This window comes from Pseudarthrobacter sp. NCCP-2145 (genome assembly GCF_023708005.1).
In the GTDB taxonomy this organism is placed as follows: Bacteria; Actinomycetota; Actinomycetes; order Actinomycetales; family Micrococcaceae; genus Arthrobacter; species Arthrobacter oxydans.
This window is the reverse complement of record NZ_BRCG01000027.1, coordinates 19,338-32,676: the sequence shown is the minus strand read 5'-3', so window position 1 is coordinate 32,676 and position 13,339 is coordinate 19,338. Positions and strand designations below refer to the sequence as shown.

Annotated in this window: 14 protein-coding genes; 8 read left to right on the top strand and 6 right to left on the bottom strand. The window is 67.9% G+C overall.

Annotated elements, in window-relative coordinates; translation table 11 throughout:
* Positions 1–21: 21 nt before the first annotated feature.
* Positions 22–414 carry a PLD nuclease N-terminal domain-containing protein gene (locus tag NFU08_RS18780; RefSeq protein ID WP_066278707.1) on the bottom strand — a complete coding sequence of 131 codons (393 nt, stop codon included), beginning with the start codon at positions 412–414 and terminating at the stop codon, positions 22–24.
* 61 nt (positions 415–475) lie between these two features.
* Here NFU08_RS18780 and NFU08_RS18775 point away from each other — a divergent pair, with 61 nt between their 5' ends.
* Positions 476–787, top strand: a complete 312-nt coding sequence (locus NFU08_RS18775; RefSeq protein ID WP_174177895.1) for a DUF4229 domain-containing protein — start codon at positions 476–478, stop codon at positions 785–787.
* Positions 788–826: 39 nt separating this feature from the next.
* Here NFU08_RS18775 and NFU08_RS18770 read toward each other — a convergent pair whose 3' ends face one another.
* The 5 genes from NFU08_RS18770 to NFU08_RS18750 form a co-directional block, all read right to left on the bottom strand.
* The gene (locus NFU08_RS18770; protein WP_174177897.1) at positions 827–1,708 is read right to left on the bottom strand and encodes a 1,4-dihydroxy-2-naphthoate polyprenyltransferase; all 882 of its coding nucleotides are present in this window, start codon (positions 1,706–1,708) and stop codon (positions 827–829) included.
* Positions 1,709–1,772: 64 nt separating this feature from the next.
* Positions 1,773–2,960 (bottom strand): AMP-binding protein, encoded by a 1,188-nt coding sequence (locus NFU08_RS18765; RefSeq protein WP_251425345.1) that lies wholly within the window; start codon positions 2,958–2,960, stop codon positions 1,773–1,775.
* 13 nt (positions 2,961–2,973) lie between these two features.
* A complete protein-coding gene (locus NFU08_RS18760) occupies positions 2,974–3,939 on the bottom strand; it encodes a 1,4-dihydroxy-2-naphthoyl-CoA synthase (RefSeq protein ID WP_251425342.1) in 966 nt (321 codons plus the stop codon).
* A gap of 22 nt (positions 3,940–3,961) precedes the next feature.
* The gene (locus tag NFU08_RS18755; RefSeq protein ID WP_174177903.1) at positions 3,962–4,402 is read right to left on the bottom strand and encodes a VOC family protein; all 441 of its coding nucleotides are present in this window, start codon (positions 4,400–4,402) and stop codon (positions 3,962–3,964) included.
* A 32-nt stretch (positions 4,403–4,434) separates the two neighbouring features.
* Entirely contained in the window at positions 4,435–5,196 is a 762-nt protein-coding gene (locus NFU08_RS18750; protein WP_251425339.1) for a CPBP family intramembrane glutamic endopeptidase, read from the bottom strand.
* Positions 5,197–5,325: 129 nt separating this feature from the next.
* Between NFU08_RS18750 and NFU08_RS18745 the strand changes: the two genes are divergently transcribed.
* The 7 genes from NFU08_RS18745 to NFU08_RS18715 all read left to right on the top strand — a co-directional run bounded on the left by NFU08_RS18745 (position 5,326) and on the right by NFU08_RS18715 (position 13,287).
* Complete coding sequence (locus NFU08_RS18745) at positions 5,326–6,300, top strand: metal ABC transporter substrate-binding protein (RefSeq protein WP_246256152.1); 975 nt, start codon at positions 5,326–5,328, stop codon at positions 6,298–6,300.
* Positions 6,297–7,040, top strand: a complete 744-nt coding sequence (locus NFU08_RS18740) for a metal ABC transporter ATP-binding protein (RefSeq protein WP_251425337.1) — start codon at positions 6,297–6,299, stop codon at positions 7,038–7,040. The genes NFU08_RS18745 and NFU08_RS18740 overlap by 4 nt, the downstream gene beginning before the upstream one ends.
* Positions 7,041–7,042: 2 nt before the next feature.
* Positions 7,043–7,912 carry a metal ABC transporter permease gene (locus tag NFU08_RS18735; protein ID WP_174177909.1) on the top strand — a complete coding sequence of 290 codons (870 nt, stop codon included), beginning with the start codon at positions 7,043–7,045 and terminating at the stop codon, positions 7,910–7,912.
* Positions 7,913–8,096: 184 nt separating this feature from the next.
* Positions 8,097–9,833 carry an ABC-F family ATP-binding cassette domain-containing protein gene (locus NFU08_RS18730; protein ID WP_251425334.1) on the top strand — a complete coding sequence of 579 codons (1,737 nt, stop codon included), beginning with the start codon at positions 8,097–8,099 and terminating at the stop codon, positions 9,831–9,833.
* Positions 9,834–10,079: 246 nt separating this feature from the next.
* A complete protein-coding gene (locus tag NFU08_RS18725) occupies positions 10,080–10,427 on the top strand; it encodes a molybdopterin oxidoreductase (RefSeq protein ID WP_174177913.1) in 348 nt (115 codons plus the stop codon).
* Positions 10,427–12,955, top strand: coding sequence for a nitrite reductase large subunit NirB (gene nirB, locus NFU08_RS18720; RefSeq protein WP_251425331.1), 2,529 nt, complete (start codon positions 10,427–10,429; stop codon positions 12,953–12,955). The genes NFU08_RS18725 and nirB overlap by 1 nt, the downstream gene beginning before the upstream one ends.
* Positions 12,952–13,287 (top strand): Rieske (2Fe-2S) protein, encoded by a 336-nt coding sequence (locus NFU08_RS18715; protein WP_251425328.1) that lies wholly within the window; start codon positions 12,952–12,954, stop codon positions 13,285–13,287. Before nirB ends, NFU08_RS18715 begins: the two co-directional genes overlap by 4 nt.
* Positions 13,288–13,339: the final 52 nt, after the last annotated feature.

Here is a 13,339-nt window from a genome sequence, read left to right as displayed (position 1 = left end):
GAGTGCCCTCCCGGCGGAGGCCTATTTCAATCCGTCGTTGTCGTGCTCGTCGGTCTCGTGCTTGTCTTTCCCGCCGTCGACGTCCTTTGCCTTGGCATCCAGCTCATCCTTGAGCTTCTTGAGGCGGGCGGCTTCCGCCTCCTGCCGGCGGCGGACCTCCAGGTTGCGGAGGAAGTCCGGGTCATCGTCCGGGGCGGTGGGATGGCGGTAGTCCTGCCGCTGCGGGGGAGTGCCGCGCGGCCGGCCGATCAGGAGCCAGAGGATCGCGCCCAGTACCGGCAGGACGATCATGACCACGATCCAGGCGGGTTTGGAAATTCCGCGGGTGAGGCGCCCGTCGGTCCGGATCACGTCGACGAGGCCATACACGAAGATGGCGAGGATTGCGACGGCCAAAGCCACACGGAGGAGCATGCATTAAGTCTATCGTCAGGACGGGCAGGGGCCGCGGGCGGGAGGCGGCTAAACTTGAATAGTGGCCTTTTTGAAATATTCCCTGATCCGCCTGGCTCTCTTCGCGCCCCTGTTCGTGCTCTTCACCTTCTTGGAGCTGGGCGCCCTCATGTCCGTCATCTGCGCGGCCCTGATCGCCTTTGCGGTGAGCTACTTGTTTTTCCAGAAGCAGCGGGACGAAGCCGCAGCGGCCCTCCAGCACCGTTTCTCCGGCAAGGCCAAGCCGCTGCGCTCCGCCGGTGAAGTCCAGGACGCGCACGCCGAGGACGCCCTCCTGGACGCCAACCCTGACGTGACCATCAACAACGACGCAAAGGGCCGCAAGCGCCCGTAGGCCCGCCGCGCCCCGCAGGCGGTGCTCCGCTAGAATCCGCTAGAAGCCGCGGCTGAGCACCAGTCCCAGGGAGAACAGCAGGCTGTAGCCGAGGTTGATCAGTCCGGTCTGCTTGAGGACCGGGATGAGGCTCTTGCGCTTGCGTCCGTTGATCATCAGCCACGCGGGCATGAGGCAGGCAGGAATCAGCAGCAGCACTATCAGCATCCACGGCCGGCCGGGAGCCAGGATCACCACCAGCAGGATGGCCACTGCCAGCATCAGGACGTAGCTTTCGCGCGCATGCTTGTCGCCCAGCCGGACCGCCAGGGTCTTCTTGCCGGCCTGCATGTCCGTGGGGATGTCCCGGACGTTGTTGGCCATGAGCAGGGCGGTGGCGATCAGCCCGGTGCCGATCGCGCCGATGATGGCGGGCAGGTTGATCTGCCCGGCCTGGGTGTACGTGGTGCCCAGGGTTGCCACCAGCCCGAAGAACACAAAGACGAACACGTCGCCCAGGCCCATGTAGCCGTACGGGTTCTTCCCCCCTGTATAGCCCCAGGCGGCCATAACGCAGCCGAGCCCCACGAGGATCAGCCACCAGCTCTGGGTGATCACCACCAGGACCAGGCCAAACACCATGGCGGCCGCAAACGCCGCGAACGCCGCCCGTTTCACGTGTTCGGGGCTTGCCGCCCCGGATCCCACCAGGCGCAGCGGGCCCACACGGTCATCGTCGGTCCCCCGGATGCCGTCCGAGTAGTCGTTGGCATAGTTCACCCCCACCTGGAGCAGGAGGGCCACCAGCGCCGCGAGGATGGCGTTGAACAGCAGGAACGAACCCATCTCGTAGGCTGCGGCGGAGCCGATCAGCACCGGCGCAATCGCTGCGGGCAGCGTCCGGAGCCGGGCGCCTTGGATCCATTGTGCGGCTGTAGCCACGTTAAGTACCTCGCGTGTGTTGGGGGCGGCGGGAGGGGGTCCTGCCGGGTGGTGCAGGTCTACTTTACTTTCCCTGGTGCCGGGCTTTGAGCTCGGCGGTCATGGCCAGGCGGTCCGGTTTGCCGTTGGGAAGCATCAGCAGCCCGGAGGCCGCCAGGACGGTTTTGGGCGCGAGGACGCCCAGCGTCCGGTGCCAGTGCTGTTCCAGGACGACGGCGGTGTCCCCGGCTTCCGCGCCCGGGGCCGCGTCCGGAGCAGGGTCCGCCAGCACAATGTAGGCCGCCACGGCCTGGCCCCACTCGGCGGAAGGAACCCCTGCCACGAAAGCCGCCGCGACGCCGTCGGACTTCTCCAGCTCTTCCTGCACGTGCGCGGCGGACACCTTTACGCCGCCGGTGATGATCACGTCGTCGGCCCTGCCCAGCACGGTCAGCCGGCCGTCGTCGTCAATGCTGCCGAGGTCGCTGGTGCGGTACCAGCGCACGCCGTCCTCCTCGAAAAACGTGTCCGTGCTTTCCGGCGACTCGAGGTAGCCCGCGGCGATGGTGTCCCCGCCCAGCAGGATGCGGCCGTCCTCCTCGACCCGGACCGAGACGCCCTCCAGCGGGAAACCGTCGTAGACGCACCCGCCGCAGGATTCGGCGGAACCGTACGTGGTGATCACCCGCACTCCGGCCTCGCGGGCGGCCGCCAGCAGGGAAGCCGGGGCGGGGGCGCCGCCCAGCAGGACGGCGTTGAAGCGGCGGAGCGCGGCCAGGGTCTCAGGCGACGGTTCGTCGAGGAGCCGCTGCAGCTGGGTGGGGACCAGCGAGGTGAACCGGATTTTGTCCGTCAGCTCCTGGGCCGCTGCGGTGAAGGCCTCGGGCGTAAAGCCCTGGGACATGTCCATGACCCAAGGGCGGGTGCCCGCGAACAGGGAGCGCACCAGGACCTGGATGCCCGCAACGTACTGCACGGGCAGCGCCAGGAGCCACTGGCCCTCGCCCTTGAGCGCCAGGGCCGTAGCCATCGAGGACGCCGCGAGGGACTCGACGGTCAGCACGGTGGCCTTGGGCGCGCCGGTGGAGCCGGATGTGCGGACCACGGCCACCGCGTCATCGCAGCCCGGGGTCTCCAGGTGTCCCACCACCAGGGCGCCGTCCCCGCCGATGGAGAGTTCGACGGCGGGTCCCTCGCCATGGAGGGCGGCCGCCAGGGCCGTCAGGGCCGGCTCGATGTTGATGGGGCCGGCGGCTTTCGCTGGAGTATTCATGTTCCGCTCCTGCCTAGAAGTAGTGCGGGAAGGTGGACCAGTCAGGGTCGCGTTTTTGCAGGAAGGCTTCCTTGCCCTCCACCGCCTCATCCGTCATGTACGCCAGTCGCGTGGCCTCCCCGGCGAACACCTGCTGCCCGGCCAGGCCGTCGTCGGCAAGGTTGAAGGCGAACTTCAGCATCCGGATGGCCTGCGGCGACTGGCGCGCGATGTCCGCGGCGTATTCCAGGGCAACCTCCTCGAGCCGTTCGTGGTCCACGGCCTCGTTGACGGCACCCATCCGAACCATGTCCTCAGCGGAATATTCGCGGGCGAGGAAGAAGATCTCGCGGGCTGCCTTCTGCCCGATCTGGCGGGCCAGCAGGGCCGAACCGTACCCGGCGTCGAAACTGCCCACCGTGGCGTCCGTCTGCTTGAACTTGCCGTGCTGGCGGGAGGCGATGGTGAGGTCCGCCACCACGTGCAGGGAGTGCCCGCCGCCGGCCGCCCAGCCGTTGACGACGGCGATGACCACCTTGGGCATGGTCCGCATGAGCCGCTGGACCTCCAGGATGTGCAGCCTGCCGGCGCGGGCGGGGTCGATGGTTTCCTGCGTCTCGCCGTCTGTTTCTTGTATTACATACCGGTAGCCGTCACGGCCCCGGATCCGCTGGTCCCCGCCGGAACAAAACGAGTGCCCGCCGTCCTTGGGGGAGGGACCGTTGCCGGTAAGCAGGACGGTGGCGACGTCCGGGGACATCCGGGCGTGGTCCATGGCCCGGTACAGCTCGTCCACGGTGCCCGGCCGGAAGGCGTTGCGCACCTCGGGCCGGTTGAACGCGATCCGGACCGTCGGCAGGTCACGCACCCAGCCGCCGTCGGAATCCCGCTCCACCTGCCGGTGGTAGGTCATGTCCTGGAAGTCCTCGAAGCCGGCCACGGTGCGCCAGCGGGAGGGGTCGAAGACGTCGGACACCGAGGCGGGAATCTGTTTGCTCACCATCCAAGTCTAGTAATCGGCCTCAGCTGATGCAGAACTCGTTGCCCTCGGGGTCCGCCATGGTGTGCCAGGAGTGCGGTCCCTGGCTGGCCGTCCACAGGAATGTGGCACCGCGCGCCTCTAGCTCCCGGCGGACCTCGTCCTTGTCCCTGCCGGCCAGGTTGATGTCCCAGTGCACGCGGTTTTTCACCGTTTTGGCCTCGGGCGCCGTCTGGAAGAGGAGGCGCCGTTCCGGGGCCTTGGCCTCCAGTTCCTCCGTCGGGCGGATCGCGCAGCCCTCGCGCCACACGAGGTTTCCCCGGTGGGTCATGGTCTGGTCCTCCGTGGCAAAGCCCTGCTCGATCATGGAGCGGATGAAAGCGGCGTCCTGGGGCTCCACGGACCACCCCAAGGTTTCAGCCCACCAGTCGGCCAGCTCGTGCGGACGGGTGCAGTCAATGACGATCTGGATGTTCAGGCCCATCCCACCAAGGTACGGTGGCACGTGCTTCTCGCCTAGGGCTGGACCTGCTGGAGCTGTTCGAAAACCTCCGGTGGGATGGCGTAGATGAACACCACGGCCAGCAGGTTCTTTGCCGCGTGCACAAAGTACGCGAACATCAGGTTCTTCCCGGTCCACACGTAGACGAACACCAGCGTGGCGCCCATGGCCAGGTAGGGAAGCAACGCAGTGAAGGTGACCGCCTCCTGGCCCACGATGTGAAGGGCCGCGAACAGCACCACGGAGAGGGCGCAGCAGATCCAGATGTTCACCCGCCGGCTCAGCTTGCCGATCAGCAGGTGGCGGAAGATGTATTCCTCCACGAACGGTCCCACCACCACCAGCAGCGGGACCATCAGCCAGGCCGGGATCTGCTGGGCCAGTTCCTGCAGTCCCGCCTGGTTCTGGGATGTCTGGGCCTCGCCGCTGAGGGCCACCGCCACGGCGGTCAGGATCATCATGGCAATCACCGCTGCCGGGACCATCAGCAGCGTGAACCAGGGCCGGGTGGCCAGCACCCTGAGGTCACGGCCCACCACCTTCCGGGCTGCCAGCACGGCAAGTATGCCCACTGAGGAATAAAAGAGCAGGTTGACAGCGTAGGAAGCTGCCGCCGGGCTGGGGGCTATCTGGCGGAGAAAGGGAGCCAGCAGGTCACCGGCCACGGCAAAGAAGCCGGCGATGGCCACGTAGGTGATGAGGGTGGCGAAATCCAGCGGCTTGAAGCGGTACAGCTCCGGCTGCGGTGCGGGTGGTATTCGGTGGGCGGTAGCCATGGCTTCAGCCTAACCTCCCAACCAGGTAGCAGCAGATGTCGGTTTCAGGGGTCAAACGGACATCTGCTGCTACCTGGATGGGCCGGGGTGCGTTGCTGGCCGAAACGTGCTTCCCGTAGAATCTTCGGTATGCCTAAATTTATGTTTCGGTGCGCCAAAGTAGCCGCCCGGACCCGCCCCGGGCGGACGGTGCGTTTCCGCGCCGCAGCCGTGGCCGCCGTCGTGCTTTCCCTCCTGCTGACCGCCTGCGGCGGGGGAGCTTCCGGTAACGGGGACGGCAAGCCCGTGGTCCTGACCACCTTCACCGTGCTGGCGGACATCGCCCGGAATGTTGCGGGCGACAAGCTGACGGTTGAGTCCATCACCAAGGCCGGCGCAGAGATCCACGGCTACGAACCCACCCCGGGGGACATCAGGAAGGCCTCCAAGGCTGACCTCATCCTGGACAACGGACTCAACCTGGAGGCCTGGTTCGGGCAGTTCGTCGAGGGGCTGGACGTGCCGCACGCTGTGGTGAGCGAGGGCGTTGAAGTGATGTCCATCAGCGAGGACTCGTACCAGGGCAAACCCAACCCGCACGCCTGGATGTCGCCGGTCAATGTGCAGACCTACGTGGACAATATGGTCCGGGCCTTCAGCGACCTGGACCCGGACAACGCGGCTGCCTTCGCGGCGAACGGTGAGGCCTACAAGGCCGAGCTCCAGGCTGTGCAGGACCAGATGGCCGCAAGCCTGGCCGGCGTCCCGGAAAACCAGCGCGCCCTGGTCACGTGCGAAGGCGCATTCTCCTACCTGGCCCGCGACGCCGGGCTGAAGGAGGTCTACATCTGGGCGGTCAACGCCGAACAGCAGGCCACCCCGCAGCAGATCACCCGGGCCATCGAATACGTCAAGGCAAACCAGGTCCCCGCGGTGTTCTGCGAATCCACGGTGTCCGATGCCCCCATGCAGCAGGTGGTGGAGGCCACGGGCGCCCGCTTTGGCGGCACCCTCTACGTGGACTCCCTCTCGGAGGCCGACGGGCCGGTCCCCACCTACCTGGACCTGATCCGGCACGACGCCGAGGTCATTACCAAGGCCCTCACCGCCGGAGCGGGATCATGAGCGCCCCGGCCATCGCCGTCGACAACGTCACGGTGCACTACGGCGAGGTCCTGGCCCTTGATGCCGCCTCGCTGACGGTGGACCCGGCACGGATCTGCGGCCTGGTGGGCATGAACGGCTCCGGGAAATCCACACTGTTCAAGGTAATCATGGGAATGATCAAGCCCGACGCCGGCACGGTGCGGATTGGCGGCCAGTCACCTTCCAAGGCACGCCGGGAAGGAGGGATCGGCTACGTTCCGCAAAGCGAGGAAGTGGACTGGCAGTTCCCGCTGTCCGTGCGCGACGTGGTGATGATGGGCCGGTACGGCCACCAGGGATTCACCCGCCGGGCGTCCAAGGCCGACAAGGCCGCCGTGGACGAGGCGCTGGACCGGGTGGAGCTCGGGGAGTACGCCGGCCGGCAGATCGGCCAGCTGTCCGGCGGCCAGAAGAAGCGTGCGTTCGTGGCCCGCGGCATCGCTCAGGGTGCCACCATCATGCTGCTGGACGAGCCCTTCGCCGGCGTGGACAAGCGGTCCGAGGCCACCATCACCCGCCTGCTGCGCGAGCTCGCCGCGGACGGCTGCACCATCCTGGTGTCCACCCACGATCTCCATGCCCTCCCGCAGCTGTGCGACGAAGCCGTGCTGCTGATGCACAAAGTCCTCATGCACGGCCCGCCGGAGCGGGTGCTGCAGCCGGAAAACCTCGCCATGGCCTTCGGCCTGGACGTGCTCAACCGGAAGGAAGCGGGCTGACGATGGAACTCCTCCTCGAACCCCTCAGCTATGACTTCATGGTGCGGGCCATCGTCACCACCGCGCTCGCCGCCGTCGTCTGCGCAGTGCTCAGCTGCTGGCTGGTCCTGATCGGCTGGTCCCTGATGGGTGACGCCGTCTCGCACGCCGTCCTCCCCGGCGTCGTGCTGGCGTACATCGTGGGTGCCCCCTTCGCGCTGGGGGCGCTGGTGTTCGCCCTGATTGCCGTGACCCTGATCGGAGTGGTCCGCAATACCAGCCGGGTGAAGGAGGACGCCGCGATCGGCATTGTGTTCTCCTCGCTCTTTGCCCTCGGCCTGGTGCTGATTTCCGTCACGCCCAGCCAGACGGACCTGAACCACATCATCTTCGGCAACCTGCTGGGCGTGAGCATTCCGGACCTCATCCAGGTCCTGGTGCTGGGCGTGGTGGCTTTCGCCATCCTGATCCTCAAGCGGCGGGACCTCACCCTCTACGCGTTCGACCCCACCCACGCGCACGCCATCGGGCTGTCGCCCCAAAGGCTGGGGGCGCTGCTGCTGGGCCTGCTTGCCCTGACCTCCGTGGTGGCGCTGCAGACCGTGGGCGTGGTGCTGGTGGTGGCCATGCTGATCATCCCCGGTGCCACGGCCTACCTGCTGACGGACCGTTTCTCGCGGATGCTGGTCATCGCGCCGGTGGTCTCGGCAGCCTGCTCCATAACCGGCATCTACCTCAGCTATTACCTGGACACAGCCTCCGGCGCCATGGTGGTGCTTACGCAGGGTGTGGTCTTCGCCGTCGTCTACCTCTTCAGCCCGCGCCAGGGGCTGATCGGAACCCGGCTGGCGAAGGCGCGGCGCAGGAAGGCCGCTGTGCTCGCCGCTGCCTGAACCGGTCAGCGCGTGACCCGGCTTCCGCTTGACTCGGCCACCCGCGGCGGGCAGGCTGGAGCGATGAAGTCCTAGCCAGCAGCCGGCCCTGCCGGGCTGCCTTCCCGAATCCAGGGCCGCCGTCGGGGACCGGAAAATCCGGTCCACCCCGCGGCCACACTGCGGAACTTTGCGAGGACTTCCCTTGACTGAACACCTGACCCTCTCCGGCGTCTCCCACGGCTATGGCGACCGCCTGTTGCTGGACGGCATCACCCTGGCCATCACCCCCGGCGAACATGTTGCCGTCGTCGGCGAAAACGGCGCCGGCAAATCCACCCTGCTGCGACTCCTCGCCGGCCTCGAAACCCCGGACGAAGGCGCGGCGGCAATCCAGGGCCGGGTGGGCTACCTCGCCCAGACCCATGGCCTGCCGGAAACCTTCACCGTGGGTGCCGCCGTCGACGCTTCCCTGGCCGCCCTGCGTGCCATCGAAGCGGAGCTTGACCGGCTGGAGGCGGGGCTGGCCGACGCCGGTGACGACGAGCTGGAAACCTACGGCAGGCTCCAGACGGAATACCAGCTGCGGGAAGGCTACGCAGCGGAGTCCCGGGTGGAAGCTGCGCTGGACCGGCTTGGCCTGGGCGGCCTTGACCGGAGCCGGGTGCTGGGATCGCTGTCCGGCGGGGAGCAGGAGCGGGTGGCCTTGGCGTGTGTCCTGGCCGATCCCGCGGACATCCTGCTCCTGGACGAACCCACCAACCACCTTGACGCCCGCGGAACGGCCTGGCTGGAGGACCGGCTGGCGGCCCACCGCGGCACCGTGGTGGTGGTGTCCCATGACAGGGTGCTCCTCCGCAAGGTGGCCAGCACCATCATCGAAGTGGATGCCGAGCGCCGCGCCGTGACCCGCTACGGCAACGGCTACGACGGCTACCTCCGGGAGAAGGCGGCCGAACGCGCGCGCTGGGTCCAGCAGTACCACACCTGGATTGATGCGATGGAGTCCGAAAAACGGCAGGCAGAGACTGTTGCCGGCACCATGGGGTACGGGCGCAAGCGCGACGGCGACAAGATGGGCTTCGACTTCAAGGCAGGCACCTGGCAGAAGGCCGCCAGCAGCCAGGTCCGGAACGCCCAGGAACGCCTGCGCCGGCTCGAAGCCAGCCCCGTGGACCGTCCGCCGGTACCCCTGCGGCTGAACGTCGATCTGGCCACGGACCCGGATGCTGCGGCGTCCGGGGCTGAGGAGTCCGGTGCTGGTCTTTCCGGGGCAGCGCAGGATGGTGCGCCGGTGCTGGCCGTGCACGGGGTGAGCGTGCCCGGCCGTCTGGGAACCACCGACTTCCAGGCGGGTGCCGGCGAGAAGATCCTGATCACCGGACCCAACGGCGCGGGCAAATCCACGCTGCTCTCCATCCTTGCCGGAACCCTGGAGCCGGCTGCCGGTTCCGTCACGCGGCCCGGACGCGTCGGCTACCTGCAGCAGGAACTGGAGCTGCCGCAACGGCCCTCCCTGCGCCTGCTGCCGGCCTTCGCCGCGGGCCTCGGCGGCAACATCGACGAGCACGCCGAGGCCCTCCTCCGCCTGGGCCTCTTCCGCACCAGCGAGTTCCACGTGCCCGTGGGCAGCCTGTCCGCCGGCCAGCAGCGAAGGCTGGCCCTGGCACGGCTGCTGCTGGGCGGCTACGGCACCCTGGTCGTGGACGAGCCCACCAACCACCTTGCGCCCGTGCTGGTGGAACAGCTGGAGGCGGCGCTCGCCGGATTCGCCGGGACCCTGGTGATGGTCAGCCACGACCGTGCCCTGCGGGAATGGTTCGCCGCGTGCGCACGGCGGAGCCGTGGTGGGGCCGCCGGCCCGGAAGGCACCCGGGCCGGGAACACCGCCGGACGCTGGACCAGGTATTCCATGGACAAGGGCGTGCTGGCGCCGGTTTAGGGGCAGGCCGAGGGTAATCCCGACCGGATGTGCGTCACTTTTGGCCGTGCAGCGGCGCAGCCGGCCCGGATTGGCGGGGTTTCCTCCCGCCTCGCAGGACAAAAGCGACGCATGTGGGGCGGCAGCCAGCCTGTGGACCGGTGAGATTTGCGTTAAGCAGTCTTTACCGGGGGACCGGCAGGCGGAAACATCGGCGGCGGAAGATAGGGCCATGCCCGTCATTCCGCCGGCCGAAAGGATCTGCCCGTGATCACCAGGAACCTTTTCATGCAGGGCATCTACCACTTCCAAGGCGTGGGGATGGAGAAACCCGTGCCCCTGCACAGCGAGCTCTCGCACTATGTCCCGGACGGCGTCGTCAACCAGGCGCTGTACTTCCGCGGCGGCAACTGCAGCGCCGAACTGATCGCCGTGGTCCTGATGCGCAATGGCGTGCCCATGCGGTATTTCCCCATTGGAGCCAAGGGCGACGTCCACGTCCCGCTGCGCGTGGTGGAGGACATCGAGGGCGGTTCGGCCATCGAGCTGTACCTGGCCGCGCCGGAGGGCGTCAACGGCACCGTGGTGATCGACCTGGGCATGGTGGAGCACTGATGACCAGCGTGGCCGAACGGGCCCAACCCCGGCCAGGCGGCCGGGCACGCAGCCGGGACAGCCGCCGCCGCCTGGTGGTCATCGGGAACGGGATGGCCGGAGCCCGCGCGGTGGAGGAGATCCTGGCCAGGGGCGGTGCGGAGCAGTTCAGCATCACCATGTTCGGAGACGAACCCTACGGCAACTACAACCGGATCATGCTCAGCCACGTCCTCTCCGGGGAGGAAAGCGATGCGGACATCTTCCTCAACCCGCTGTCCTGGTATGAGGACAACGGCATCACGCTCCACGCGGGGGTCCGGGCGGACAGGATCGACCGGTTCGCCAAGCACGTGTTTTCCAGCGACGGCCGGGTGACTCCCTACGACACCCTGATCATCGCCACGGGCAGCCGCCCGCACCTGCCCCCGATGGACGGCCTTTACACGCCCGGCGGCTCGGTCAAACCGGGCGTCTTCGGCTTCCGCACCATCGACGACACCCGCAAGATGGCCGAGCACGCCCGGCATGACCATCACCGGCATGCCGTGGTGATCGGCGGGGGCCTCCTGGGGCTGGAGGCCGCCGCCGGGCTGCGCAGCTTCGGGCTGGGGGTGGACGTGGTCCATTCGGGCGGCCACCTCATGAGCGCGCAGATGGGGCCCGACGGCGGCGCGGTGCTCCGCCGGAGCGTTGAGGCCCTGGGCATCGGGGTACTGACGGGCACCCGGACCACCGCCGTGCTCGGCAGGGACAGGGTGACCGGCGTCAGCCTCCGGGACCGGCCGGACATTGACTGCGACATGGTGGTGGTGGCGGCCGGGATCCGTCCCAACGTGGACCTGGCCGTCCTCAGCGGACTCCCGGTGGAGCGGGCCATCGTGGTGGATGACCGGCTGCGCGTGCAGGACGAGGACGACATCTACGCCGTGGGGGAGTGCGTCCAGCACCGCGGGGAGGTGTACGGGCTGGTGGCACCGCTGTGGGAGCAGGCGGTGGTGCTGGCAAACCATGTGACCGGCGCGGACACCAGCGCCGCGTACCTGGGTTCCCGGACCGCCACCAAGCTCAAGGTGGCGGGGGTGGAGGTCGCGTCCATGGGCCTGCAGGGGCCGGAGCTCGACACCGACGAGCATATTGTTTTCTCCGAACCCAGCCGCGGGGTCTTCAAGTCCATCGTGGTCCGCGACAACAAGATGGTGGGCGCCACCCTCCTGGGCGACAGCCGCAAGGTGGCGTTCCTGACCCAGGCCTACGACCGCGGCCTTCCGCTGCCCGAGGAGCGGCTCGGCCTGATGTTCGATCTGGGGACTCCCGGGGAGGACGTGGGCGTCGCAGAACTGGACGACGACGCCCAGGTCTGCAACTGCAACGGTGTCAGTAAAAAGGACCTGGCCACGGCAGTGCGGGGTGGCTGCGCCTCGGTAGCCGGGGCCATGGACGCCACCCGGGCCGGAAAGGGCTGTGGCTCGTGCAAGCTCCTGGTGAAACAGGTGGTGGAGTGGGCCGCGGACGGGGCTGTTGAAGAGGACCCAGCCGCCTCCTACTACGTGCCCGGAATCCCCCTGGACAAGGCCGCCTTGATGGCAGAGATCCGGAAACGCGGGCTCCGGTCTGTTTCGGCCGTGTTCCACGCGCTGGCCCCGGGCGGCGCCGAGGACGCGAAGTCCAAAATGGGCCTGGCATCCCTGCTCAAGATGATGCTCGCGGACCAGTACGTCGACGAACGCGATGCCCGCTTCATCAACGACAGGGTCCACGCCAACATCCAGCGGGACGGCACCTTCTCCGTGGTGCCGCAGATGAAGGGCGGCGTCACGTCCGTGCAGCAGCTGCGCCGGATCGCGGACGTGGCCGAGAAGTACAACGTGCCCCTGATCAAGCTCACCGGCGGCCAGCGGATCGACCTGCTGGGCATCCCCAAGGAGGACCTGCCACAGGTCTGGGCCGACCTGGGCATGCCCTCCGGGTACGCCTACGGCAAGAGCTTCCGCACCGTGAAGACCTGTGTTGGGAAGGATTTCTGCCGCTACGGGACGGGGGACTCCACCAGGCTGGGCATCGAGATCGAATCCCGGTTCCAGGGCATCGAGTCGCCGGCAAAGTTGAAGCTGGCAGTCTCCGGCTGCCCCCGCAACTGCGCGGAATCCCTGGTCAAGGACGTGGGCGTGGTGGCCGTGGAAGGCGGCCGCTGGGAAATCTACGTTGGGGGAGCGGCGGGAGCCCACATCCGCAAGGGTGACCTCCTGGCCACCGTTGACAGCCCCGAAGAGGTGAAGGTCCTCACCGGGCGTTTCATGCAGTACTACCGCGAACGCGCCAACTGGCTCGAGCGGACCTACGCCTTTGTGCCCCGGGTGGGCATCGAGCATCTCCGCGCGGTGATCGTCGAGGATGCGGAGGGGATCGCGGCGCTGCTGGATGCCGCGATGCAGGCGTCCGTGGACAGCTACGTGGATCCGTGGAGCGAACGCGCGGATCCGCTGACGCCCGGCCAGTTCAGGACGTCCCTGCCGCTGACGGTCCTTCCACAGGTGCCGGTCCGATGAGCGCCTCCGGCGCGGCTCCAGCCCCACACGTCCTCGGCCCCGTGGACGAGGTTCCGTTGGGCGAGGGAAGGGCATTTGCGGTGGACGGCCAACAGGTGGCCGTCTTCCGGCTGCGCGACGGAACGGTGCGGGCGCTCGCGGCAGTCTGCCCGCACCGCGGCGGCCCCATCGCGGACGGCACCATCGACCGCCAGCAGGTGATCTGCCCGTTGCACCAGCACGCGTTCGACCTCACCAGCGGCTGCTCCACCACCGGTGCCGAACCGCTGCAGGCCTACCGCGTCAGCGTGGATGGTGAGCAGAACCTTGTGCTGGAGGCCGGCGGGGTGTAGTGCGGGTCACGTAGCACCCCGGTGGGTCTTGTAGGATAGACGAGCCGCGCGA

Coding starts and splice junctions, on each gene's coding strand:
- NFU08_RS18715 (WP_251425328.1), top strand. CDS start 12,952: ATGAGCGCCTCCGGCGCGGCTCCAGCCCCACACGTCCTCGGCCCCGTG.
- NFU08_RS18765 (WP_251425345.1), bottom strand. CDS start 2,960: ATGAATACTCCAGCGAAAGCCGCCGGCCCCATCAACATCGAGCCGGCC.
- NFU08_RS18755 (WP_174177903.1), bottom strand. CDS start 4,402: ATGGGCCTGAACATCCAGATCGTCATTGACTGCACCCGTCCGCACGAG.
- NFU08_RS18750 (WP_251425339.1), bottom strand. CDS start 5,196: ATGGCTACCGCCCACCGAATACCACCCGCACCGCAGCCGGAGCTGTAC.
- nirB (WP_251425331.1), top strand. CDS start 10,427: ATGACCAGCGTGGCCGAACGGGCCCAACCCCGGCCAGGCGGCCGGGCA.
- NFU08_RS18740 (WP_251425337.1), top strand. CDS start 6,297: ATGAGCGCCCCGGCCATCGCCGTCGACAACGTCACGGTGCACTACGGC.
- NFU08_RS18745 (WP_246256152.1), top strand. CDS start 5,326: ATGCCTAAATTTATGTTTCGGTGCGCCAAAGTAGCCGCCCGGACCCGC.
- NFU08_RS18780 (WP_066278707.1), bottom strand. CDS start 414: ATGCTCCTCCGTGTGGCTTTGGCCGTCGCAATCCTCGCCATCTTCGTG.
- NFU08_RS18735 (WP_174177909.1), top strand. CDS start 7,043: ATGGAACTCCTCCTCGAACCCCTCAGCTATGACTTCATGGTGCGGGCC.